Annotated in this window: 19 protein-coding genes and 2 pseudogenes; 11 read left to right on the plus strand and 10 right to left on the minus strand. The window is 69.3% G+C overall.

Annotated features, from left to right (window positions below; translation table 11 throughout):
* Positions 1–31: 31 nt before the first annotated feature.
* The 6 genes from ACWD4J_RS31895 to ACWD4J_RS31920 all read left to right on the plus strand — a co-directional run bounded on the left by ACWD4J_RS31895 (position 32) and on the right by ACWD4J_RS31920 (position 6,881).
* Positions 32–1,138 carry an NAD(P)-dependent alcohol dehydrogenase gene (locus ACWD4J_RS31895; RefSeq protein WP_451398943.1) on the plus strand — a complete coding sequence of 369 codons (1,107 nt, stop codon included), beginning with the start codon at positions 32–34 and terminating at the stop codon, positions 1,136–1,138.
* 168 nt (positions 1,139–1,306) lie between these two features.
* Complete coding sequence (locus ACWD4J_RS31900) at positions 1,307–1,804, plus strand: nuclear transport factor 2 family protein (protein WP_451398944.1); 498 nt, start codon at positions 1,307–1,309, stop codon at positions 1,802–1,804.
* A gap of 44 nt (positions 1,805–1,848) precedes the next feature.
* Positions 1,849–2,997: a sugar ABC transporter substrate-binding protein gene (locus ACWD4J_RS31905; protein WP_451398945.1), complete on the plus strand. Its 1,149-nt coding sequence runs from the start codon at positions 1,849–1,851 to the stop codon at positions 2,995–2,997.
* Positions 2,994–4,508 (plus strand): sugar ABC transporter ATP-binding protein, encoded by a 1,515-nt coding sequence (locus ACWD4J_RS31910; protein ID WP_451398946.1) that lies wholly within the window; start codon positions 2,994–2,996, stop codon positions 4,506–4,508. The genes ACWD4J_RS31905 and ACWD4J_RS31910 overlap by 4 nt, the downstream gene beginning before the upstream one ends.
* On the plus strand, positions 4,505–6,010 hold the full coding sequence (locus ACWD4J_RS31915; RefSeq protein ID WP_451398947.1) for an ABC transporter permease subunit: 1,506 nt from the start codon (positions 4,505–4,507) through the stop codon (positions 6,008–6,010). Before ACWD4J_RS31910 ends, ACWD4J_RS31915 begins: the two co-directional genes overlap by 4 nt.
* 112 nt (positions 6,011–6,122) lie before the next feature.
* A complete protein-coding gene (locus ACWD4J_RS31920; protein ID WP_451398948.1) occupies positions 6,123–6,881 on the plus strand; it encodes an alpha/beta fold hydrolase in 759 nt (252 codons plus the stop codon).
* Positions 6,882–6,963: 82 nt separating this feature from the next.
* On the opposite strand, the gene ACWD4J_RS31925 is transcribed toward ACWD4J_RS31920, so the two are convergent.
* Genes ACWD4J_RS31925 through ACWD4J_RS31940 form a run of 4 tightly spaced genes read right to left on the minus strand, consistent with a single transcriptional unit; the run spans position 6,964 to position 10,880 of the window.
* Positions 6,964–8,229 carry an FAD-dependent oxidoreductase gene (locus ACWD4J_RS31925; RefSeq protein ID WP_451398949.1) on the minus strand — a complete coding sequence of 422 codons (1,266 nt, stop codon included), beginning with the start codon at positions 8,227–8,229 and terminating at the stop codon, positions 6,964–6,966.
* Between the two features lie 13 nt (positions 8,230–8,242).
* Positions 8,243–8,887, minus strand: a complete 645-nt coding sequence (locus ACWD4J_RS31930) for a maleylpyruvate isomerase family mycothiol-dependent enzyme (protein WP_451398950.1) — start codon at positions 8,885–8,887, stop codon at positions 8,243–8,245.
* Positions 8,884–9,729 carry a fumarylacetoacetate hydrolase family protein gene (locus tag ACWD4J_RS31935; protein WP_451398951.1) on the minus strand — a complete coding sequence of 282 codons (846 nt, stop codon included), beginning with the start codon at positions 9,727–9,729 and terminating at the stop codon, positions 8,884–8,886. Before ACWD4J_RS31935 ends, ACWD4J_RS31930 begins: the two co-directional genes overlap by 4 nt.
* Positions 9,726–10,880: a cupin domain-containing protein gene (locus ACWD4J_RS31940; RefSeq protein WP_451398952.1), complete on the minus strand. Its 1,155-nt coding sequence runs from the start codon at positions 10,878–10,880 to the stop codon at positions 9,726–9,728. Before ACWD4J_RS31940 ends, ACWD4J_RS31935 begins: the two co-directional genes overlap by 4 nt.
* Before the next feature lie 88 nt (positions 10,881–10,968).
* On the opposite strand from ACWD4J_RS31940, the pseudogene ACWD4J_RS31945 reads away from it, so the two are divergent.
* Together ACWD4J_RS31945 and ACWD4J_RS31950 are read left to right on the plus strand one after the other, a co-directional pair.
* A pseudogene (locus ACWD4J_RS31945) lies at positions 10,969–11,136 on the plus strand (helix-turn-helix domain-containing protein); the annotation flags it as partial.
* Between the two features lie 3 nt (positions 11,137–11,139).
* Positions 11,140–11,733, plus strand: coding sequence for an IclR family transcriptional regulator (locus tag ACWD4J_RS31950; protein ID WP_451399001.1), 594 nt, complete (start codon positions 11,140–11,142; stop codon positions 11,731–11,733).
* 41 nt (positions 11,734–11,774) lie between these two features.
* Here ACWD4J_RS31950 and ACWD4J_RS31955 read toward each other — a convergent pair whose 3' ends face one another.
* The 4 genes and pseudogenes from ACWD4J_RS31955 to ACWD4J_RS31970 form a co-directional block, all read right to left on the minus strand.
* Positions 11,775–14,273 (minus strand): SpoIIE family protein phosphatase, encoded by a 2,499-nt coding sequence (locus ACWD4J_RS31955; protein ID WP_451398953.1) that lies wholly within the window; start codon positions 14,271–14,273, stop codon positions 11,775–11,777.
* Positions 14,274–14,615: 342 nt separating this feature from the next.
* The gene (locus ACWD4J_RS31960) at positions 14,616–15,305 is read right to left on the minus strand and encodes a class II aldolase/adducin family protein (RefSeq protein WP_451398954.1); all 690 of its coding nucleotides are present in this window, start codon (positions 15,303–15,305) and stop codon (positions 14,616–14,618) included.
* A gap of 170 nt (positions 15,306–15,475) precedes the next feature.
* Positions 15,476–16,243, minus strand: a complete 768-nt coding sequence (locus ACWD4J_RS31965) for an IclR family transcriptional regulator (RefSeq protein WP_451398955.1) — start codon at positions 16,241–16,243, stop codon at positions 15,476–15,478.
* 165 nt (positions 16,244–16,408) lie between these two features.
* A pseudogene (locus ACWD4J_RS31970) lies at positions 16,409–16,989 on the minus strand (hypothetical protein); the annotation flags it as partial.
* 178 nt (positions 16,990–17,167) lie between these two features.
* Between ACWD4J_RS31970 and ACWD4J_RS31975 the strand changes: the two are divergent.
* Positions 17,168–17,845, plus strand: a complete 678-nt coding sequence (locus ACWD4J_RS31975) for a TetR/AcrR family transcriptional regulator (RefSeq protein ID WP_451398956.1) — start codon at positions 17,168–17,170, stop codon at positions 17,843–17,845.
* Here ACWD4J_RS31975 and ACWD4J_RS31980 read toward each other — a convergent pair whose 3' ends face one another.
* Entirely contained in the window at positions 17,846–18,847 is a 1,002-nt protein-coding gene (locus tag ACWD4J_RS31980) for a flavin monoamine oxidase family protein (protein ID WP_451398957.1), read from the minus strand. It abuts the gene before it with no gap.
* Positions 18,848–19,084: 237 nt separating this feature from the next.
* Between ACWD4J_RS31980 and ACWD4J_RS31985 the strand changes: the two genes are divergently transcribed.
* On the plus strand, positions 19,085–19,249 hold the full coding sequence (locus ACWD4J_RS31985; RefSeq protein ID WP_451398958.1) for a helix-turn-helix domain-containing protein: 165 nt from the start codon (positions 19,085–19,087) through the stop codon (positions 19,247–19,249).
* A gap of 116 nt (positions 19,250–19,365) precedes the next feature.
* Here ACWD4J_RS31985 and ACWD4J_RS31990 read toward each other — a convergent pair whose 3' ends face one another.
* Positions 19,366–20,031 carry a TetR/AcrR family transcriptional regulator gene (locus ACWD4J_RS31990; protein ID WP_451398959.1) on the minus strand — a complete coding sequence of 222 codons (666 nt, stop codon included), beginning with the start codon at positions 20,029–20,031 and terminating at the stop codon, positions 19,366–19,368.
* 267 nt (positions 20,032–20,298) lie between these two features.
* On the opposite strand from ACWD4J_RS31990, the gene ACWD4J_RS31995 reads away from it, so the two are divergent.
* Positions 20,299–21,075 (plus strand): SDR family NAD(P)-dependent oxidoreductase, encoded by a 777-nt coding sequence (locus ACWD4J_RS31995; RefSeq protein ID WP_451398960.1) that lies wholly within the window; start codon positions 20,299–20,301, stop codon positions 21,073–21,075.
* Positions 21,076–21,113: the final 38 nt, after the last annotated feature.

Here is a 21,113-nt window from a genome sequence, read left to right on the forward strand (position 1 = left end):
GGCCACGGAGTCACGGAAAGGAAGGCACATCATGAGCACTGTCACCACCGCCGCCGTGGTCGAAGAGCCGGGGGCACCGTTCACCCTCACCGAGGTCGTCCTCGACGAACCCCGGGAGGACGAGGTCCTCGTCCGGATGGTCGCCACGGGCCTGTGCCACAGCGACCTGGGCGCACAGGCCGGCAAGATCCCGTTCAAACTGCCCGGCATCCTCGGCCACGAGGGCGCCGGAATCGTCGAGCAGGTCGGATCGTCGGTCACCAAGGTCAAGCCCGGCGACAAGGTGCTGCTCAGCTTCACCTCCTGCGGGCACTGCACCGGCTGCCGCAACGGCCATCCGGCGCTGTGCGACACCTGGGTGCCGAGCAACGTGGTCAGCGGAACGCGGGCCGACGGCAGTTCCACCGTCCAGCGCGAAGGCGTGCCGATCGGCGGTCACTTCTTCGGCCAGTCCTCCTTCTCCCGGACGGCTCTCGCCGACGAGCGCAGCGTGGTGAAGGTGGACGCCGAGGCCGACCTCTCGATGCTCGCCCCGCTCGGCTGCGGGGTGCAGACCGGAGTCGGCGCCGTCTGGAACGTACTCGCCCCCCGGCCCGGCGCGAGCCTGGCGGTGTTCGGCACCGGCGCGGTCGGCCTGTCCTCGATCATGGCCGCGAGCCTGCTCCCGCTCGGCGACATCATCGCCGTCGACCGGGTACCGGAGCGGCTGGAGCTGGCGCGCAGCCTCGGCGCCCGACACACCGTCAACACCAACGAGGTCGACCTCGCGACCGCGCTGGCGGAGATCACCGGAGGCCGCGGCGTCGACAACGTCGTGGACACCACCGGCCATCCCGCCGTCCTCCGTACCGCCGTCGACTCGCTCGCCGTGGGCGGCGCGTGCGCGGTGGTCGGTGTGGCGGCGTCGGGAACCGAGGTGTCGCTGGAGATCCACGGCCTGCTGACGGGCAAGCGCATTCTCGGCGTGACGCTGGGCGACGGCGAGCCGGAGACCCTGCTGCCGCGCCTGGCCGCACTGCACCAGCAGGGCAGGCTGCCGCTGGACCGGCTCATCCGGCACTACAAGCTGGAAGACCTCAACACCGCGGCGCACGACATGCACACCGGCGTGGCCATCAAGCCCGTAGTGCTCTTCTGACCCCCTCCCCCCCCGCAGAGCCGCACAGCAGGGGCGCCACCCCGATCAGCAGCCGTGGCTGACGAGAACGCGTAAGCCGCCATGCGAGCACTTCGGTGCGCACAAAAAGAGCGGCCTCAATCACCGCGGGCCCGCGAGGACGCCTGCGTACGAAACAGGAGCACCACCATGTCCGAAGACAAGCTGCAGTGGCTCGTGGACCGCACCGAGATCTCCGAGACCATCACCCGCTACTTCAACGCACTCGACGCGCAGGACTGGCCAGCGATGCGCGCGACCTTGGCCGAGACCCTCGACCTCGACTTCTCGGAGCTGTTCGGGGACCCGCGGGAGACGGTCGCCTCCGACGACTTCGTCGGAGCCGCGCCCCAGCGCATGGGCGGTTTCCGCGCCACACAGCACATCAGCCCCAACCACGTGATCACGATCGACGGCGACAGCGCCGAGGTCACGGCGTACATGTACGCCTGGCACGTGGTCGAGGCGCCGGACGGAACAGAGCACATGTACACACTGCGCGGCTCGTACGACATCACGATGCGCCGCACGGAGTCCGGCTGGTCGATGAGCCGACTGCGCATGAACGTCTGGCACGAGACGGGCAGCAAGGACGTCTTCCGCATCTCCAGCGAACGCTACGACGCCCTTCGCGTGGCGACGAGCTGACGGACCCGCAATCACCCAATACCTACCTCACTCAGGAGACAGACATGGCAGAACCGAAGGTCGTCAGACCGAGAAGGCGGCTCGTCCGCGCGGGCGCGGTCGCGGCAGCCCTGGCGCTGGCCGCCCTCACCGCGGGCTGCGGCGGGAGCTCCACCGACTCCGCGCAGACGTCCGGCGGCGCCACGTCGGCGGAGACGGCCAAGGCGGACAGCCTGCTGAAGCCGTTCCTGACCCGGCCCAAGTCGATCGCGCTCACCGAGCCGCTGAAGAAGCTGCCGAAAGGAAAGGTCCTGACCTTCCTGGAGTGCACGGCCGATCCCTGTAAGAACCTGGGCCGGAGCATGGGCGAGGCGGCGAAGGCGCTGGGTATGCGCTACGAGCCGATCCAGGCGGGCGCGACCCCGGAGAGCTTCCAGGCGGCGGCGCAGCAGGCCATCGACGAGCGGCCGGCAGCCGTCCTGATGGCCGGGCTCGATTCCTCGCTGATCAAACCGCAGTTGGCCCAGATGAAGGCCAAGGGCATCGTGACCGTCGACTTCTCGACGGCGGACAAGCCGTCGACGTTCGACGCGTTCTTCCTCTCCAGCAAGGCCTGGCACGACGTGGGCGCCGCGGAGGCGGCCTACGCGATCAAGCAGCGTGGCGGGAAGGCCCACGTCCTGTTCGTCAACATGTCGCTGTTCACCCTGAGCAGGGGCATGAAGGCCGGCCTCCAGGAGACCGTGAAGAACGACTGTGCGGGCTGCTCGTTCAAGACGATCGACACCGTGCAGACCGATGTCGGTACTCAGATCCCGACGAAGGTCGTCTCCGCGCTGCAGCAGGACCCCTCGATCAACACGGTTGTGTTCATGGCCGGTTATCAGTCCCTGGGTGTGCCGGAGGCGTTGAAGGCCGCCGGGCTGTCCGACCACGTCAAGATCATCGTGCAGGCCCCCTCGGCGAACAGCTACGCCGACCTGAAGTCGGGTGCCCAGGAGGCGGCGGCCGACGTCGACCTCGCCCTGAACGCGTACTACGCGGTCGACGCGGCGGCCCGTCTGGTGACCGGTCAGAAGGCACCCGACCTCAGCGACCTGCAGATGCACTACCTGATCACCGGCAAGGACGTCACCTTCGATCCCAAGACCGAGTTCTTCCACCCGATCCCCGACTTCAAGGAGCAGTTCCACAAGATCTGGGGCCTCAAGTGAGCGCGACGGCCGCTGCGGTCGCGCCCCTGCTGACGATCAGGGGCCTGGGCAAGACGTTTCCGGGGCAGGTGGCGCTGGCCGGCGTGGACCTCGGCATCCGCCCCGGCGAGGTGCACGCGCTCGTGGGCCAGAACGGCTCGGGCAAGTCGACCCTGATCAAGATCCTCGCCGGCTTCCACCAGCCGGATCCGGGCGGCACCGTCGAGTTCCGTGACCATGAACGCGGCGAGCGTCCGATCGCCTTCGTACACCAGGATCTCGCGCTCGTCGGTGCACTGGATGCGATCGACAACCTCGCGCTGGGCCGCGGCTTCCGGATGCGTGGCGGGCGGATCGACCGGCGGGCCGAGCGTGAGCGGGCGGCCGGCGTCCTCAGTCAGCTGGGCGCCGACGTGCCCCTGGACCGGCCGCTGGAGCAACTGCGCCCCGTCGAGCGATCCCTGATCGCGATCGCCCGTGCACTGGACGGGCTCGCCGACTCGGCGGTGCTCGTACTCGACGAACCGACGGCCGCGCTTCCGGCGCCCGAGGTGGACCGCCTGTTCGAAGCGATCCGGCGCGTCACCCTGCGCGGCGGTGCGGTGCTGTACGTATCACACCGCCTCGACGAGGTGTTCAGCGTCGCCGACCGGGTCACCGTGCTGCGTGACGGTCGTCTGGTGACGACTGCCGAAGTGGCGGAGCTCGACCACGACGGGCTGATTGAGCTGATGCTCGGCCACGGCCTGTCCCACGAGACCCGGCAGACGCCGGCCCCGTCACCCGAAGCACGGACCGTGCTCGAAATCCGCTCCATGCGCGGCCGGACGATCGAGGACTTCTCGGTCGGCCTGCGTGCCGGTGAGATCGTCGGCGTCGCCGGCCTGGCGGGGTCCGGACGCGAAGACCTCGCCGCCGCGATCGTGGGCGCCGTGCCGGGCACCGACGGCGAGGTGATCGTCGACGGTGAACCGCTACGCCGGCGCACCCCGCGCTCGGCGATCGACGCCGGCGTGGTCCTCGTACCCGCCGACCGCCCCCGCCTCGGAGCCATCCTCGAACACACGGTGGCGGAGAACGTCACCCTGCCAAGGCTGCGGCCCCTCATGGCGAGGCTGCGCATCCAGCGCCGACGCGAACACGACGAGGTCCTGGCGCTGAGCGAACGGCTCGAACTGCGGCCCGCCGACCCGCAGAGGCCCATCGGCACCCTGAGCGGCGGCAACCAGCAGAAGGCGGTGCTCGCGCGATGGCTGCGCGTCGGACCGCGCGCGCTGATCGTGGACGAGCCCACTCAGGGCGTCGACGTCGGCGCGAAGGAGCGGATCCACGACGTACTGCGCAGCGCTGCCGCCCAAGGGCTGGCGCTGCTCGTCTGCACGGCGGAGACCGAGGACCTGCCCGGTCTCTGCAACCGGGTGCTGGTCATGCGCGGCGGCCGCGTCGTCGCCGAACTCTCAGGCCGCGGCCTGACCACCGAACGCATCCTCGCCGAAACCCTCGACCCACCCCGCAAGCTGGAGTCCGTATGAGCACCGCCCTCGCCGACGACACCGCCGCACCTCCCACACCTCCCGCGTCTCCCGCGACGCCCGGCCGCACGAGTCTGCGCGACCGGCTGGCCGCCTCGCCGCTGTCGTTCGCCAACATCAGCCTCGTGTACGTGTGGGCGGCGATCTTCGCCCTGTTCACCCTCTGGGTCCCCGACAAGTTCCTGACCGCGACGACCTGGCAGTCCATGGCCGGCGAGCAGGCGGTCACCGTGATCCTCGCGCTCGCCGTGGTCGTCGCGCTCTCGTCCGGCGTCTTCGACCTGTCCGTCGGCGCCGTACTCGGAGCCACCGCGATCCTCGTCGCGAAACTCATGGCCGGCCTGGGGATGGCACCGGTGCCCGCGGCCCTGGTGACGCTCGCGGCCGGCGCGTTCGCCGGATGCGTCACCGCCACGATGGTGGTCGTCTTCCGTGTCCACTCCTTCATCGCCACGCTCGGCATCGGCTCGATACTCGCCGCCTTCATTTCCGCTGTCTCCAACAACCAGCTGATCATCGGGCTGCCGCAGTCCTTCCAGCGTTGGGCGACGTTCGAAGTCCTCGGCATCCAGGGGGCGTTCTGGATCGCCCTCGTCCTCGCCGTCGTCATCTGGTTCGTACTCGAACACCGCCCCATCGGCCGGTACATGTACGCCACCGGCAGCAACGCCGAAGCCGCGCGACTGGCGGGCGTACGCACCAACCGCGTCATCTTCGGCACGATCGTCTGCACCGCGCTGATCGCCACGATCGCCGGCATCGGCGTGACCTCGCGCATCGCCACCGGTTCGCCGACGATCGGACCGCCCTACCTGCTCCCGGCCTTCGCGGCCGCGTTCCTCGGATCCACCCAGATCCGGCAGGGCCGCTTCAACGTCCTCGGCACCCTCATCGCCGTCTACGCGCTGGCCACCGGAGTGAAGGGCCTGCAACTGGCCGGCGCCCCCTTTTGGCTGCCCGACCTGTTCAACGGCATCGCCCTGCTCGTGGCGGTCGCCCTGTCGGTGCGACGGCGGCAGCTGACCAGCCGGCCCGCGCAGGACGCGCCCACGGCCAAGGTCCGTCCGCCGCTGACCCTGCGAGAAGCGGCCCGCCCCCACCTCGAGCGGCTGCGCGACAGCCTGGACGAGAGCGTGTGGCTCACCGAGCCCGCACAGGAGGGCGGCTCCGCGAAGGTGGTCGAAGCGGCCGAGAGCCGTCGGCCGTTGCGCATCGTCCGACGGCCCGGCGATCTCCGTCAGGCGGGCGCACCGGACGTCGAGGTCCTCCAGAGGACCGACATCGACTCCGGAGCGGTGACCGTGGAGGACGAAGACGTGATCACTGTCGCCGCGCCGGTGCTCACCGAGGACGGTCGTGCTCTGGCCGCAGTGTCGGTCTGCGCTCCGCGGGCGCGCGTCGACGACCAGCTCGTGCAGCAGATACGCGACGGCGTCACGGACACCGCACGACTGGTCGCCGCGCAGCTGAACGAGCAGCTGAACGAGCAGCGTCCCAGCTGACCGGGACAGATCCATTGCCCAGTCACCGGCACCGGCCGCGGCGTCTGCCCCGGCCGGTGCCGAGCGATGTGGCGGTACCAGCCGGCGGTATCAGCTCAGAAGAGGGGTGCTCATGTCCGTAGGTTCCACACCGCTGCTTTTCCTGCACGGTTACTGGCACGGTTCCTGGCGTTGGAGCGAGGTCCTCACGGTCCTCACGTATGTGACCGGCGCCGGCCGCCCAGCCGTCGCGGTGGACATGGCGGGCCATGGGTTACCGGCCCGTCGGCCCACGTGTCTCACCGAGCGCCCCTTCTCTCCTGAGGAGCCGGCCACCGAGGTGTCTCCGGCGGTCGACGTGGACCTGGACCGGGCGGGTGAGCTGCTCGTGTCCCTGATCGAGAAGGTCGGCCGTGGCGGCCCGGTCACCGTGGTGGCCCACAGCATGGGCGGCACGGTACTGACGCGGGCGGCCCAACTCGCGCCGGAACTTGTGGCGCACGCGGTGTACCTGACCGCTTTCATGCCTGCCTCGGGCATGCCGGCCGCCGCCTACCTGCGCCTGCCCGAGAACGCGGGCTCCGTGATGGGACCGGCCTTCGACACGGCCGTCGCCGACGTGGCCCTCGGTCTGCTCGCGACTGACGCTCCGGTCGGCATCGCGCTCGGTGCCACCACCCTCACCCGTGACGGTTGGGGCTCGGTGCCCCGCACGTACATCACCCGCGCACAGGACCGCGCGATCCTTCCGGCTCTGCAACGGAAGTTCATAGACGACGCGGACACCGCCTTTCCCGCCAACCCGACCTCTGTGGTGGCCCTCCAGACCTCCCACTCACCGTTTCTGTCCATGCCGCGCGAGGTGGCCGACATTGTCGCGGAGCTGGGCTGACGGGCGGTTGCTGCAGCTCAAGCAGATTCGTGCGCCGCGGCACCTGTCGGCCGCGGCGCACGAATCATGTGAGTCAGGTTGCTCAGACCTCGACGGAGTCCAGCGGGATGGTCGGATACATCTCCGGCTCCTGGTCGGGGGCCAGCGCCGTGGGACCGTAGATCCAGTCCATGAAGGAGTAGTCGTACGTGTTGCGGGAGCGCATCACCCCGTTGCGCTGCTCCCGCTTGACCCCGACGTGGTGCCACAGCTCGCCCCATGAGCGTGCGGTGAGGACCACCCGGCGGCAGTGCTCGGGACGTACGGCCTCGTAGGCGGCGAGCGCCGCCTCCCAGTCGACACCGGACCCGTTCTCGGACCGTTTCGCGAGTTGCTTGCCCACGTGCTGGGCCAGGACCCAGCCGTCCTCGATGGCCATGACGGCTCCCTGGGCCATGTACTGCAGCGGAGGGTGGGCCGAGTCGCCGAGCAGGGCGATGCGTCCCGTGACCCACGTCATGATCGGCTCGCGGTCGAACATCCGCCACCAGCGGTCGCGCCACATCAACGGCAGGCCCTTCTGGACCTGGTCGCACGTTCCCTCGAAGGCGCGGTCGAGTTCGTCCGGGGTGCCCCAGTCGTCCTGGCCGGCCAGTGCCTTCGGCGACTGGAACACCGCTACCTGGTTGAACATCTGGCCACCGCGCAGCGGGTACTGGACGAAGTGGCAGCGCGGTCCGACGTACAGCACGACGTCCTTCTCGTGCACCTCGTTGGCGCGCACCTGCTCGAAGGGGACCGCTCCGCGGTAGGCGACGTATGCCGAGTTGACGGGCTCGTCGTCGACGATGAGCTTGCGTGCGACCGAGTGGAGCCCGTCTGCGGCGATGACCACCTCGGCCTCGTCGCTCTTGCCGTCGCCGAAGGTGACCCGTGCACCGCCCTCGATGTTCTCGTAGGCCTCGCAGCGTGCGCCGGTCACGAGTTCCACGCCCGCCTTCTCGCAGCCGCGCAGCAGGACGCCGTGCAGGTCGCTGCGGTGGATGACCATGTACGGGAAGCCGTAGCGGCGTTCCATGTCCTTGAGGTCCACCCGGGTCAGCTCGCTCGCGTCGAGAGCGTCCTTCATGATCATGTGCTCGGGCAGCACACCGAGTTGGACGGCTTCGTCCAGGAGCCCGTACTCGTGCAGGATCCGGGTGCAGTTCGGTGCGATCTGCAGACCTGCCCCGACCTCGCCGAACTCGGGGGCCTGCTCGTAGAGGCGGACTCGCAGACCCTGTCGGGTGAGAGCCAGCGCGGTCGAGAGCCCGCCGATTCCGCCGCCGATGACGAGGACGTCGGGGCGGTGGGTGTCTGTGGTGTTCATGTCTCTCTCCTGGTCACAGCCACGGAGTCAGGGGTTCGGCCGGGGAACCGTCCCCGGTCGTGACACCCGTGTAGGGGCGGCCCGCCAGGTAGGCGGTGATGTCGGCGTCGCTGCCCTGGACGGTGGGGGCGGTGTCGCTGCCGCGCCTGCCGACGATGTCGTGGCGGAGTTCGGCGAGGAACCTCTCGGGCAGGTCCGCGAATCGGATGCCGGTGTCGAGGTCGACGGCGTGCACCATGACCTCCCTGGTGCGCATCCACGGGACCTCGCTCGCCGGCACGGTCCGCCCCTGGGCGGTCAGTACCTCCGCGCGCCACTGCTCTTCGGTCAGCTCGGCCATAGCGGTGGCCAGTTGCTGCGCCGAGTCCTCGAGCCAGGCGTTGAGCCAGTCGACGGGCATCAGCGTGCCCGACTCGATGTCCGCCAGGCGCTGCTCCGGCGAGCTGTACATCGGGGTGGGCTCACCGGTGCGTGCCCAGTGCATGAGGTTCCTGAGGGCCCGGGCGTTGGCGGCCACGTGGGCCACGACGTGCTTGCGGGTCCATCCGGGGAGCAACGAGGGAGCGTCGTACGCCGCCTCGTCGAGGTCGGCGACGGCCTTGCGGCACAGGTCGGTGCCCTCGGCAACCCAGGCCAGCGTCGTCTGAAGGGTCCTCATCGCGCTCCCTCGGAGACGACACGGTTCTCGAGGCGGCCCAGGCCCTCGATCTCGGTGACGATCGTGTCGCCCTCCTGCAGGAACACCTGCGGCTTGCGAGCGTGGCCGACACCGCCGGGGGTGCCGGTGGCGATGATGTCGCCGGGGTTGAGCCGGATCACCGTGGAGACGTAGCGGACCAGGTGGACCGGGTCGAAGAGCAGGTCGCCGGTGTTGTCCTGCTGCATGACCTGCCCGTTGACCTCGCAGCGGATGTCGAGCGCGGGGCGCGGGCCGCCGACCTCGTCGGTGGTGACCAGGAACGGGCCGAGCGGGGTGGTGGAGTCCCAGTTCTTGCCCTGCAGCCACTCGCGGGTGCGGAACTGCCAGTCGCGGCAGGTGACGTCGTTGAGGACCGAGAACCCCGCGATGGCGGCCTCGGCCTCGGCCTCGTCGGCGCGCCGGACCCGGCGGCCGACGACCACGGCGAGCTCGGCCTCCCAGTCGAACTGCTCGGTCTCGACCGGACGCCGCACGTCGTCGAGGGCGCCGACGAGGGTGTCCGCGAACTTGCAGAAGAGAGTGGGGTATTCCGGCAGGTCGCGGCCCATCTCCTTGATGTGCTTCTGGTAGTTCAGGCCGACGCAGACCACCTTGCTGGGGCGGGGCAGGAGCGGGGCCAACTCGGCGTCCGCGCCCGCATACCGCTGACCGTCGACCGCCGCCGCGGCTTCGAGACCGCCAGCCGATGCCAGCACGGCACCCACGTCCGGCAGTCCCAGATCGACGAGGGTGTCGCCCTCGACGCGGACCGCGGTGGTGCGGTCACCGAGGTCTCCGAGACGGATGGTGGCGAGCTTCACGCGTTCTCCTCGATGTGGGTGCGGAACAGGTTGAGCTTGGTGAAGAGAGGGGCGTCGCTGAACTGGAACAGATCGAGCGCGCCGGAGTCGGAGTCGGACGGCGACGCCTCGGACCGGATCGACAGGGGCTGCCAGGACGGGACGACGAAGAGGTCTCCGCGCTGCACCGACCAGGAGAAGTCGCCCACGGTCACCCGGCCGGAGCCGTCGAACACCTGGTAGACCGACGAACCCGTCTCCCGGCGCGGCGCGGTCTGCGCACCGCGGACCAGACGGTGGAACTGGGCGCGGATGGTCGGCAGGACATCGGCAGCGGTGGTGGGATTGGTGTAGCGCACCAGCGCGTGGCCGGGCCCGACGGTGCCGGGGTGGCCCTGGCGCTCCAACAAGAGCTGGTCGGTCAGGGCGGCGTCGGTGTCCGCCCAGCGGTAGCACAGCAGCGGAGTGCTTTCCCTGCGCCCGAACTGCGAGACCGGCACCAGCCCCGGGTGGCCCCACAGCCGCTCCGAGCGCGACCGGTCGGGCGTCGCGTGCTCCTCCTCGGACAGCTCGTCCCGGCCGAAGTCGAAGAACTGCGCCTCGACGTCGTACTGGAAGGGAATGTCGAGCCCGTCGATCCACGCCATGGGCTGGTCGGCCGAGTTGTGGTGGGCGTGCCAGTTCATACCGGCCTGCGGCAGGAAGTCGCCGCGGCGCATGGGCACCGGGTCGCGCTCCACGACCGTCCACACGCCTTCGCCTTCCACCACGAACCGGAAGGCGATCTGGGAGTGGCGGTGCTCGGGCGCGTCCTCACCGGGCATCAGATACTGGATGGCGGCCCACAGGGTCGGAGTCGCGTACGGCCTGCCACCCAGGCTCGGATTGGCCAGCGCTATCGCCCGCCGCTCCCCGCCACGACCGACCGGCACGAGGTCACCGGAGCGGCCGGCCAGCTCGAGCAGCGTCTTCCACTCCCACCTGTGCGGCTGTGCCTTGGACCTCGGTTGCTCGGGCATCAGGTCGCCGATACGGGTCCACAGCGGCACCAGCAGGGCCTTCTCAAAGCCCCGGTAAAGGTCCTCCAGCTCCGGAGTCACCGGGGGCTGATCCGGCCGGTCTTCGGCGGTCAGGGAGACAGGGGAGACCACGTCATCGTCTTCTTCACTCATACGACAACGGTGACTCGGGAGTTCTGATTTGGGATAGTAGATTCTGACCATCAGAACACCAGAGAGAGGGATTGCCGTGGCCAAGTCGATGAAGAGCCCGCCGGCATACGGCGTGACAAGCGTGGATCACGCGCTGCAACTGGCGGTAATACTCCAGATAGAGGGCTCTCTCACGGTCTCCGACGCAGCTCGCCGAATCGGCGTCGCCCGCTCGAGCGCCCACCGTCTGCTTTCCACCCTCGTGTACCGCGATTTCGCTGTGCAGAACCATGACCGCAGCTACGGTGTCGGCCCGGTCCTGGAGATCGCCGACAAGGCGCACTCGAACATCTCGGCCATCCGCGCCGCCGCCCTCGGCCCGCTGCGCACCGTCGTCGACACCCTCGGCGAGACCGCGAACCTCAGCATCCGCACCGGCCGGACCGTACGGTTCATCGCCTCGGTCGAGTGCGCCCAAGCGCTGCGGGTCGGAAACCGCGAAGGCATGGTCTTCCCAGCACACCAGGTGACCGGCGGCCTGATCACGCTGGCGGCCCTCACCGACGAGGAACTCGACGCCCTCTATGCGCCCGCCCCCACCGACACCTCCGAAGAGCGCCCGAACCTCACGAAGCTGCGCAACGATCTGCGCGCCGTCCGACGCAGCGGTGTGGCTGTCAACCTGGAGCGCTCCGAACGCGGAGTCGTGGCCGTCGGACGCGGCGTCATCGACTCCGGCGGGGACACGGTGGCGGCCGTGTCGGTGTCCATGCCCAGCGTGCGGTACTCAGCGGGCCGGGTGAAGGAGATCGTGTCGGCTCTGGCCGTGGCGGCAGAAAAGATCTCTGCCGAGATGGAGGAGCAAGGCCGGTGATCCACGCTGGTCAAAGGGCGCCAGCTCATCTTCCCAGCCGACTACGAAGGGGCCGGGGCCAGTTGCCCTGGGCCGCCGACCGGCTCTGACCGGAGGCTCTGTTCCGCCCATATCGTTTTGCCCCTTGCGGTCTGGCGTGTCCCCCAGCGTTCGCTGAGCTGCGCGACCAGGAGCAGTCCGCGGCCGCCCTCGTCGTACGTGCGGGAGCGACGCATGTGAGGCGCCGTGCTACTGGCGTCCGAGACCTCACAGATCAGGCTTCTGTCATGGATGAGACGTAGTCGGATGGGCGGTTGCGCGTACCGGATGGCGTTGGTGACCAGCTCACTGACGATCAGCTCCGTGACGAAGACGGCGTCGGTCAGGCCCCACGCATCCACTTGGCGGACGGCTCCCTTGCGGAGCTCGGCGACGGCGGCAGGGTCGGGTTCCACCTCCCAGGTGTTGACCTGTGAGGCGTCCAGCGCATGGGTACGCGCGATGAGCAGGGCCACGTCGTCGGTCGGCCGCTCGGGCAGCATGGCTGCGAGAACCGCGTCGCACGCGGCGTCCAGTGAGGGTGCCGGACGGCTCAGGACTTGGCGCAGCCTGGAGACGCCGTCATCGATGTCGATGTCACGCGATTCGATCAGGCCGTCGGTGTAGAGGGCGAGGAGACTGCCTGCCGGTAGAGCGACCTCGGCGGCCTCGAAGGGCAGCCCGCCCAGGCCCAGCGGGGGTCCTGCCGGAATGTCGAGCAGTTCCGCCCTGCCATCGGGAGTCGCGACGATCGGCAGCGGATGCCCGGCGCGGGCGAGCGAGCAATGACGTGAGACAGGGTCGTACACCGCATACAGGCACGTCGCTCCGACGTCTCCCGTTGTTTCCGCACCACCTGCAAGCCGTTCTGCGCCCGCTTCGTCCACCTCGGTGGACAGGCGGCCCACCAGATCGTCGAGGTGAGTGAGCAGTTCGTCGGGCGGCAGGTCGATGTCGGCCAGGGTCCGTACGGCGGTGCGCAGGCGCCCCATCGTCGCCGAGGCGTGGATGCCGTGGCCCACGACATCGCCGACGACCAACGCCACCCTCGCCCCGGACAGCGGGATCGCGTCGAACCAGTCCCCGCCCACCCCGGCATGGCCACCGGCCGGCAGATAACGGGACGCGACGTCCACAGCGGCCTGCGCGGGCAACCTCTGCGGCAGCAGGCTGCGCTGCAGGGTGACAGCTGTGTCGCGCTGACGCGTGTAGCGCTGGGCATTGTCGATACAGACGGCCGCCCTCGCCGTGAGTTCCTCGGCCAGTACCAGGTCGTCCTGCTGGAACGGGTCGGGGTGCCGGTGGCGTACGAAGACGGCGACGCCCAGGGTCGTTCCGCGAGCGGACAGGGGCACCGTCATCATCGAGTGGATGCCGAAGTCGCGGACCCGGGCGGAGCGCAGCGGGTCCAGGGCGATCCACTCGACGGTTCCGGGATCGGTCATCCGGTACAGGGTGGCCCGTCCCGACCGGACGGTCTTCGCCGGCGGGGAGCCTTCCGGGTACACGTCCACTCCGCCCGGAGCGACGACCGCCTCGGGAATGCCTGGCCGCACGGACTGATGGGCAATGCGCCGCAGTGTGAGCGGGCCGCTCGCCGCAGGCGCTCTCGGGAACGGCTCGTACATGTTGTCGAGGGGCGCCAGCAGATCGACGCTGATGAAGTCGGCGAGTTCCGGGACCGCGATGTCCGCCAGCTCCTGCGCTGTCTGTGTCACGTCGAGGGTGCTGCCGATGCGCTTGCCGGCCTCGGCGATCAGCTGGAGTCGTTTGCGGGCCCAGTGCTGCTCGGTGATGTCGTGCGCGGAGAGACAGACACCGCGGATGCGGCCGTCTGCATCTCGTAGCGGTGCCTGGAAGACCGCCCGGGCGCTCTCGCGTGTCATGCCGGCGGTGCGCAGGAAGTACTCGCGGTAGTTCGGCTCACCCGCCATCAGGACTCGCTTCATGTCCTGTTCGCCCAGCTCACCCGTCTCGTTGTCCATGATCTCTGACAGGCGCAGCCCGCGGAGGTAGTCCTCCGTGAGGGCGTGGGCTTGTTGCATGGTTTCGTTGGCCACCCGCAAGCGGCAGTTGCTGTCGTACAGAGCCATGCCGCAACAGGGGGATTGTGCGAAGCTCCAGCTCACCAGGGCCTCGGCCTCGGCCTGCGGGAGCGGCTCGGTCAGCGCGCAGACCACAAGCCACTCACTGCTGCCCGTCTCTGTCGTTCTGCGATGTGCGACCACTCTCTTGTCCACACGGTGGCCGTCCCGGTGTCTGAGGGCGAGTTCGCCGTGCCACCGCGGCACTCTGTCGAGCGGCGGCACCTCCTCCTTCGGAGGTGCCTCGGCGAGCAGGGTGGACGCTGATCTGCCCAGGATCTGCGCCGACGAGTACCCCAGAAGACGCTCGGCGCCTTCGTTCCACTGCGTGACGATGCCGTGCTCGTCGATGAGGGCGCGTGCGGTCAGTGCCTCGCCGACCAGGTCGTTGTCATCGGGAGGCGGATTCCCCTGACGGGCGGGGACGCGCCGCTCCATGGCCGCTCAGCTCGCTCTCGTCGAGATCTTCGAGCACTTCACCCCGTAGAGATCATCATGGCTTGGGACAGGCGCCGCCCGACTGCCGCAGTCCGCGGGAGTCAGCACGCACAGACAGGCCCATACTGCGTGTTCACGTACACGCATACTCGGCATTATCCCGCAGCGCAGCGCCACCAGCCCATGGGCAGCCCGACCCCCGCGGCGGGTGGGCCCGGCCGGTCCCGGAGGGTGCCGCGGGGCGTTGCCGAACCGTTGGATTCGCTTCTCCCGACCTGGGAGACCACGCCCCGGCCAGCACGGCTGACTGGTGAGGACGACCGGGAACGACCTGTGGCGTGCTCAGCGGTCGAGGCCCCGGACCAGGTAGTCCCAGACCTGGCGGAGGGCGCCCTCGGAGTAGATGTGCCCGCGCTTGGAGTGGGACTCGGCCGGGTCGGACCACACCGGCCAGCCGCCGAAGCCGTGGGTCAGCAACTGCTGCCGGCAGGCCTGTTCCAGCAGGACGGCCGTCACGGTGGCGGTCTCCAGGTCCGGGCCGACGGTGACGATGCCGTGGTTGACGAGGAACACGGCCTTGGCGTCCCTGAGGGTGGCGGCGACCTCCTTGCCGAGTTCCGGGGTCATGATGAGGTCGGCCGTTCCGGTGTACGCCGGGACCTGCGGCGGCACGAAGAAGTTCGCGGCATGGCTCACCGGGCGCAACGGCTGGCCCGTGGCGGCAAGGGCGACGGCGTGCGGGGAGTGGACGTGGACCACTCCGCCGACGTCCGGGCGGGCGGCCAGAATCTCGGTGTGGATCGGGTATTCGCTGTGGCGGGGCCCGTTACCCTCCACGACCTCGCCGGACTCGTCCACCAGGTGAACCCGCTCCGGCGTCACCTCCTCCAGCCCCCATCCGGCGGCCTTGATCCATGCACCCCTGCCCTGCGGGTCCCGGGCCGAGGCGTGGCCCCAGACGAGGTCGCCGTGCCCGTCGGCGGCCAGGACTTGGGAAGCGGTGGCGACGAGAGCTCGCACGTCGTCTGTCATGGGTCTCCTTCTGTGCCGTGTGGCGGCAGTGCGGGTCAGGGCTCGCGAAGCGAAGCCTGGTCTCACTTGGTCTGCTGGTCAGACCTCAGGTCTGCTGAACGGAGGATAGAAGGCGCGTCGACCGACAGCCAGACCGTTCTGACATGCAGAACGCCACCAAGCGGGCCCGGTCACTGGATTCTGGCGGCCATGTCCCGCATCAGCTGGGCCGCCCGCACGACCTGCTGTTCTCCGAGCCGCGCCGTGGGGGCGGCGACGCTGAGGGCGGCCGGCGGGTGGTTGCCGCCTTGGGGCACCGCCACACCCACCGAGCTGACGCCCTCCTCGCTCTCGTCGTCGTTGACGGCGTATCCCCGTTCGCGGACCCGGTCCAGTTCCGCGAGCAGCTCCGAGCGTCGCCGGATCGTGTGCGGGGTGACCGGAGCGAGCGACTCGCTCGGATACAGGCGCAGCACGGCATCGGTCGGCAGCTGCGCGAGCATCACCTTGCCCAGGCTGGTCGCGTAGGCCGGCAGCACCCGCCCGACCCGCCCGGCCACGCGCAGCGCGAGTTCGCTCTCCACGCAGTCGAGGAAACGCACCTCGCTCCCCTCGAGAGTGCCGAGGTGGACGGTCTCGCCCGTGACGGAAGCGAGCTCCTCGAGGACCGGGCGGGCCAGGGCGCGGATGTCCATCCGGGTCGCGGCGGCCAGTCCGATCTCCATCAGGGCCGGGCCCGGGCGATAGACCCTGGTCTCGGGGTCCTGCACGACGAAGCGGTGGTATACGAGCATCGCCAGCAGCCGGTGCGCCCGGGACTTGCCGATGCCGAGTTCCTCGTATGCGTCGGTGAGCCGCAACTGGCTTCGGTCGCGGAACAACAGCAGCAGGCGCAGGGCCTTGTCGACCGTCTCGATGGGGTACTGCGGGGCCTGCTCCGTCTCTTCAGAGTTCCTCATGGCAGAACTTTATCGTTCCTCCCGTTGGCGCTTCTTGGCCCGTCGATTCCCGATGATTCTTGGTCGGCAATACATTTCGGTTCTGTTATTGACATTTAAGTTCTACAGGAGAGAACTCGGCGAGCACCAGCCGTCGTTGGGGGTGCTCATGAGCAACTGTTCCAATTAAGTGAGCAGGAGTGAGTCTTGGACCCATACCTGGTCACTGCGGACATCCCGAACGGTGTTGGATGCCCGGCTGGTTCCCCGCTTTCGCGTCCTGCTCGGCGACGGCACTCCCGGCCTCCCGGCGCGCGGTCCGTGGCAGGCGGGCAGGGTTCCTCACGCCGTCGGGTGCCCGGTGCGGCCTGGACGGTCCGATGCCCCGCCGCATCGCTCTGGTGCGGTGGGGGCGGTGCTGTCCGTCGCCGGATCGGATACCCGAGGGCGCGTCGCCCGACGGTGTTCTGCACGACGATCGTCAGGATCTGCATGCTCAGGCCGAGACCGGCACCGAGGACCAGCATGAACACCGACTCCAGCCAGGTGGGGGTCGACAGCACCAGCGACAGCAGTCCGCCCGCGAACAGACCGATGATGACGGGGGAGGACCACGCGTACTCGCTGCCGCCCCAACTCGTCGCCAGGATCAGGGCGCTCGCACCGATCGCGACGAAGGCGATCCCCGGGTAGTCGACGATCGGCTTCACGACCGCCTTGACCTGCGGAATGTTCTTCATCGTCATGATGGCGACGACGAAGGCGATCGCATGGGAACCGCCCCACTCTGAACCTGGACGGAGTCTTCGTTGTCGCAGCGGCGGTGTGAAGTGTATGTACGGCTGGACAAAAAGTCAACAGTTGTCTACTTTTGCGGCGGCGTCGCCCCGGACCACGGGATATGCCGCTTGTAGCATCGAGGTGAGCGAGGAGAGGAGGCGGAGCGTGGCTGCCGCCGAGGTGACGGAAGAAGCGCCGCAGTCGAGGCCCTCCGGTCGGGGCCGGCCGAGGAAGCAGCCTCCCGAGGGTGAGGTGAACTGCGTACGCAAGGGTGAGCGCACCCGTCTGCGCATTCTCGAGGCGGCTCGCCGGAAGTTCGCCGAGGTCGGTTACGAGCGGGCCACCATCCGGGCCATCGCGGCCGAGGCCGATGTCGACAAGTCGTCGGTCATCCAGTACTTCGGCAGCAAGGACGCCCTCTTCCGTGAGGCGGTCCACTGGCACATTCCCATCGCCGAATTCACCACCGACGATCCTGGCGAGACGGTGGAGAACTACCTTCGGGGCATGCTCGACGCCTGGGCGGCGGATCCCCACTCGCCCATGGCTGTGCTGCTGCGGGCCAGTATGACCAGCGAGGACGCCGAGGAGCTGCTGCGGGAGCACATCACCGCGGAGTCCGTCGGACCGATCGCCGCCACGGTCACGGCCGGCGATGCCCGTCTGCGGGCCGCGTTGGTCAGTGCGATGCTGATGGGGATCGCCAGTCAGCGCTACCTGCTGCGTATGCCCGACCTCGCCGCCGCGGACGTGGAGGACATCCTGCGCCTCGTCGTCCCCGCGTTCCGCACTCTGATCGCACCCGAGCAGGCGCCCGAGCGGGCCGCATTCGCCGGGGACTGATCACTCTCGGCCGTCACGCGCCCCAAGGCCGTCCGGGCCGTTCTCTGCGCGTGTTCCGGAGTTCATTGGTCGAGGTACCAAACTAGGGGCCTGATGCCCGCGCGGACCATGCTGTCCCGCACGGCGCTGGACGCCGAGGTCGTCAAGGTGGACGGTTCCGGGCACTTCCTCGCCGAGGAGCGGCCCGAAGCCGTCGTCCAGCACCTCACCGCGTTGCCCGGTCCGTCCGCCCGTGGCCCGTCCGCCCGCCGAATCCGCTGCACCGCGCCGCGGGGCGAGCCGCCGTGCAGAGAGGCGAGGCTGGTCCCGGCGGGCCAGTGCGCGAGCTGCTCGGGGGCGTGCTGCCAAGAGGAGTTGGGGAAGACGCTGGGCGCCGCCGAGGATGCGCTGCTGGTCGTCCTCGGCGCCCACGTAGACCACCCGCAGGATCTCGAGCATTGAGTCGGGGAAGTTGGTGTCCCAGCCCCCCGTGCCGAAGCCGACGAGCCCGAACGCCTCGCGGTACTCGAAGGGGAGGGCGGAGAACGCCTTGGACGTGGCGAGGTAGTGCGAGAAGGACATGTCGTCCAGGAGGGGCACCAGCTCGTTCCAGAGCTTCTTGATCGTGGCGTAGTCGCGGTCAGCGATCGCCTGCTGCATGACACTGAAGTGGGCGCGTTCCTCGAGGCAGTCCTGCCAGGCCGCAGCCACCTCGTGGAACATCCGCGGCAGGTCGGCGGGTGACTCGGCGTAGTGCTTGCGTCCGGCGATCTCGATCACGGTGCTGTCGGAGGCCGAAGTGAGGGGGTTGGGGAACGGCTTGGTGCCGAGGCCGAGGAGGTCGATGTAGTGGAAGAGCGCGCGGGCGGACCGGGGGAACCGCATGCCGCCGAGGTCGGCCACCGGGTGGTCGGTGCCGGGCTGACGGGCACCGCGCAGTCTGCCGCCGATCTGGGCTGACTCGTACACGACCGGCTTCAGCCCCAGCTTCATCAGCTCGTACGCGGCCACCAGGCCGGACATGCCGGCGCCGACGACGGCGACCTCGGTGCCGTGATGTTCGGGCGGGATGGAGCCGAGGCCGTCGGGTCCGGTCAGGACAAACAGCTCTGGGACGACCTCATCGAGCGGACACGCGGTCGCTTGGGCACGATGGTGGAACAGTTCCTGGCACGCACCATGGCTGCGGACCCTTCTTAGGCCGATTCCGAACTCACGGCGGAGGATTTGCGGCGGGCGAGCATCGAGTCGTTCACGGCAATGCTGGACAGCCTGGGCGACACGGCTCGGGTGCTGCAGGTCCACCGCAACACCGTGCTGAACCGGCTGAACTCGTTCGAGAAGTACACCGGCCCCGACGTGCAACGGCCCTACGACGCCGCCGCCGTGATCATCGCCTTGGAATGGCAGGGTGTCCGCCCCTGAGAGCCCGTTGACGAGGCGGGGCTCGCCTCCCAAACGGCGGCGATCCGCAGGGTAGGGGCAGCCTCGTCCGCGCGGCTCAGCAGACCGCGGAAGGGGCCGCCCGGGACGGTCGGACCTCAGCTCTGCGGAGGCCCCGCGTGGAGATGGACGCTGAGTTCTTCGTGCGTCGGGGACGCTGGAAGCGGCCGGGTGCCGTCCGGGCGCAGGCCGTCGACGAAGATGTGCACGTGGCGGGTGGCGAGGGCGGTGGCCTGTTCCTCGGGGAGGTATGGCAGGGGGCGGCAGGCCAGGGCTCCGGTGGTGATCAGGTCCACGGATGTGACGTCGGGCCGGATGGCTCCCTGAGTGCGGGCGTGAGCCAGTAGGTCCTCGAGAACGGGGCCGATCTGGCTCTGGACCTCGATTGCTTCGGGTGTGGCGCCGACAGGGCCGCCGATCAAGGGGAGCACGAGTATGTCCCGCTTCTCGACCAGGCGCAGCAGGTACCCCTCAATGGCGGCCAAGGGGTCCTGCGGGGCGGCGTCCAGTGCGTCGCGGGCGGCCTGGAGCACCAGGTCGAACCCGTCGAGCACGACCTGCTGGATCAGGGCTTCGCGGTCGGGGAAGCGCCGGTAGAGCGTGGCGATGTTCACTCCGGCGCGGCGGGCGATCTCGTCCAGCGGTGCGGCGGTGCCCAGTTCGCGAAAGGCGGTGCGGGCGGCGGCGAGGATCTGTGCCCGGTTGCGGGCCGCGTCGGCCCTCAATTGCGGCCTGCTGCCCTCACCGGCGGTGCGGGAAGTCACCGTGAGCCCGTCCTTTCTCGACTGTGCCGACCCGCCCTGATCGCTGCCGGCCGCCGCATCGAGATTACGTCAGCAGCACCCCCCACGCCGCATAAGTGAAGGATTTCCTTCGCTTGGTGTACGGTGTCGGTGGATGTGCCGCCGGAGGCACGCGCCCCGAGGACACCCCTCGAGTACGCCGATGCCCCGGCCGGCCTTCGGTTCGGACTGCGTATGCGTCGCCCGCTGTCCCCCACGTATCCCGAGAGAAGAGAAGTGGTGTCATCCGTGCAGAGGACACGTTTCGAAGGCAAGGCGGCAGTCGTCACCGGCGGCAGCCGTGGGATCGGCGCGGCCGTCGCGCGGCGGCTGGCCGCCGAAGGTGCGGCGGTGGCGATCGGCTACCGAGGTAACAAGGAGGCAGCGGACGCTCTAGTCGCCGAGCTCGGTGCCGACGGCGGCCGGGCGATCGCCGTTCAGGCGGACGCCGCCGTTCCGGCGCAGACCGGGACGCTGATCGAGCGGGCGGTGGCCGAGTTCGGCCGACTGGACGTGCTCGCGTCCTGCGCCGGTATCGAGCACTTCGACGCTCTCGAGAAGATCACGCCGGCCGACTTCGATCGCGTCTTCGCGGTCAACACACGCGGGCAGCTGTTCGCCGTGCAACACGCCGTGGCCCACATGCGCCAGGGCGGCCGGATCGTGCTGACCTCCTCGGTCAGTGCCTCCAAGGCGTTCTTCGGCCACACCCTGTATGCCGCCAGCAAGGCGGCGGTGGAGTCGATGGTGCTGAACCTGTCCGCCGAGCTCGGGCAGAAGGGCATCACCATCAACGCCATCGCTCCGGGTGGCACTGCCACCGACATGGCGGCCGAGTACGGGGCCGGTTACCAGCACCCCGACCTGGCCGGAAAGCAGGACCTGTCCGAGTGGCTCGGCGTCGCGGTCGCGCTGCGACGGCTCGCGGAACCCGCGGAGATCGCCGCCGGATACGCGTTCCTCGCCTCCGACGACGCGGCTTACATGACCGGCCGCACTCTGCAGGTCGACGGCGGCATGTTCTAGGGACGGGTCGACCACGAAGGGGTGACGAACGCGCCCCT

It is taken from the genome of Streptomyces sp. NPDC002577 (assembly GCF_053594815.1).

What these genes read in the sequence shown, in the direction of transcription:
- ACWD4J_RS31985 (WP_451398958.1), top strand. Translation starts at nt 19,085, where the DNA reads ATGCTGGACAGCCTGGGCGACACGGCTCGGGTGCTGCAGGTCCACCGC.
- ACWD4J_RS31955 (WP_451398953.1), bottom strand. Translation starts at nt 14,273, where the DNA reads ATGGAGCGGCGCGTCCCCGCCCGTCAGGGGAATCCGCCTCCCGATGAC.
- ACWD4J_RS31980 (WP_451398957.1), bottom strand. Translation starts at nt 18,847, where the DNA reads ATGTCCGGCCTGGTGGCCGCGTACGAGCTGATGAAGCTGGGGCTGAAG.
- ACWD4J_RS31905 (WP_451398945.1), top strand. Translation starts at nt 1,849, where the DNA reads ATGGCAGAACCGAAGGTCGTCAGACCGAGAAGGCGGCTCGTCCGCGCG.
- ACWD4J_RS31900 (WP_451398944.1), top strand. Translation starts at nt 1,307, where the DNA reads ATGTCCGAAGACAAGCTGCAGTGGCTCGTGGACCGCACCGAGATCTCC.
- ACWD4J_RS31940 (WP_451398952.1), bottom strand. Translation starts at nt 10,880, where the DNA reads ATGAGTGAAGAAGACGATGACGTGGTCTCCCCTGTCTCCCTGACCGCC.
- ACWD4J_RS31960 (WP_451398954.1), bottom strand. Translation starts at nt 15,305, where the DNA reads ATGACAGACGACGTGCGAGCTCTCGTCGCCACCGCTTCCCAAGTCCTG.
- ACWD4J_RS31915 (WP_451398947.1), top strand. Translation starts at nt 4,505, where the DNA reads ATGAGCACCGCCCTCGCCGACGACACCGCCGCACCTCCCACACCTCCC.
- ACWD4J_RS31925 (WP_451398949.1), bottom strand. Translation starts at nt 8,229, where the DNA reads ATGAACACCACAGACACCCACCGCCCCGACGTCCTCGTCATCGGCGGC.
- ACWD4J_RS31930 (WP_451398950.1), bottom strand. Translation starts at nt 8,887, where the DNA reads ATGAGGACCCTTCAGACGACGCTGGCCTGGGTTGCCGAGGGCACCGAC.
- ACWD4J_RS31965 (WP_451398955.1), bottom strand. Translation starts at nt 16,243, where the DNA reads ATGAGGAACTCTGAAGAGACGGAGCAGGCCCCGCAGTACCCCATCGAG.
- ACWD4J_RS31920 (WP_451398948.1), top strand. Translation starts at nt 6,123, where the DNA reads ATGTCCGTAGGTTCCACACCGCTGCTTTTCCTGCACGGTTACTGGCAC.
- ACWD4J_RS31895 (WP_451398943.1), top strand. Translation starts at nt 32, where the DNA reads ATGAGCACTGTCACCACCGCCGCCGTGGTCGAAGAGCCGGGGGCACCG.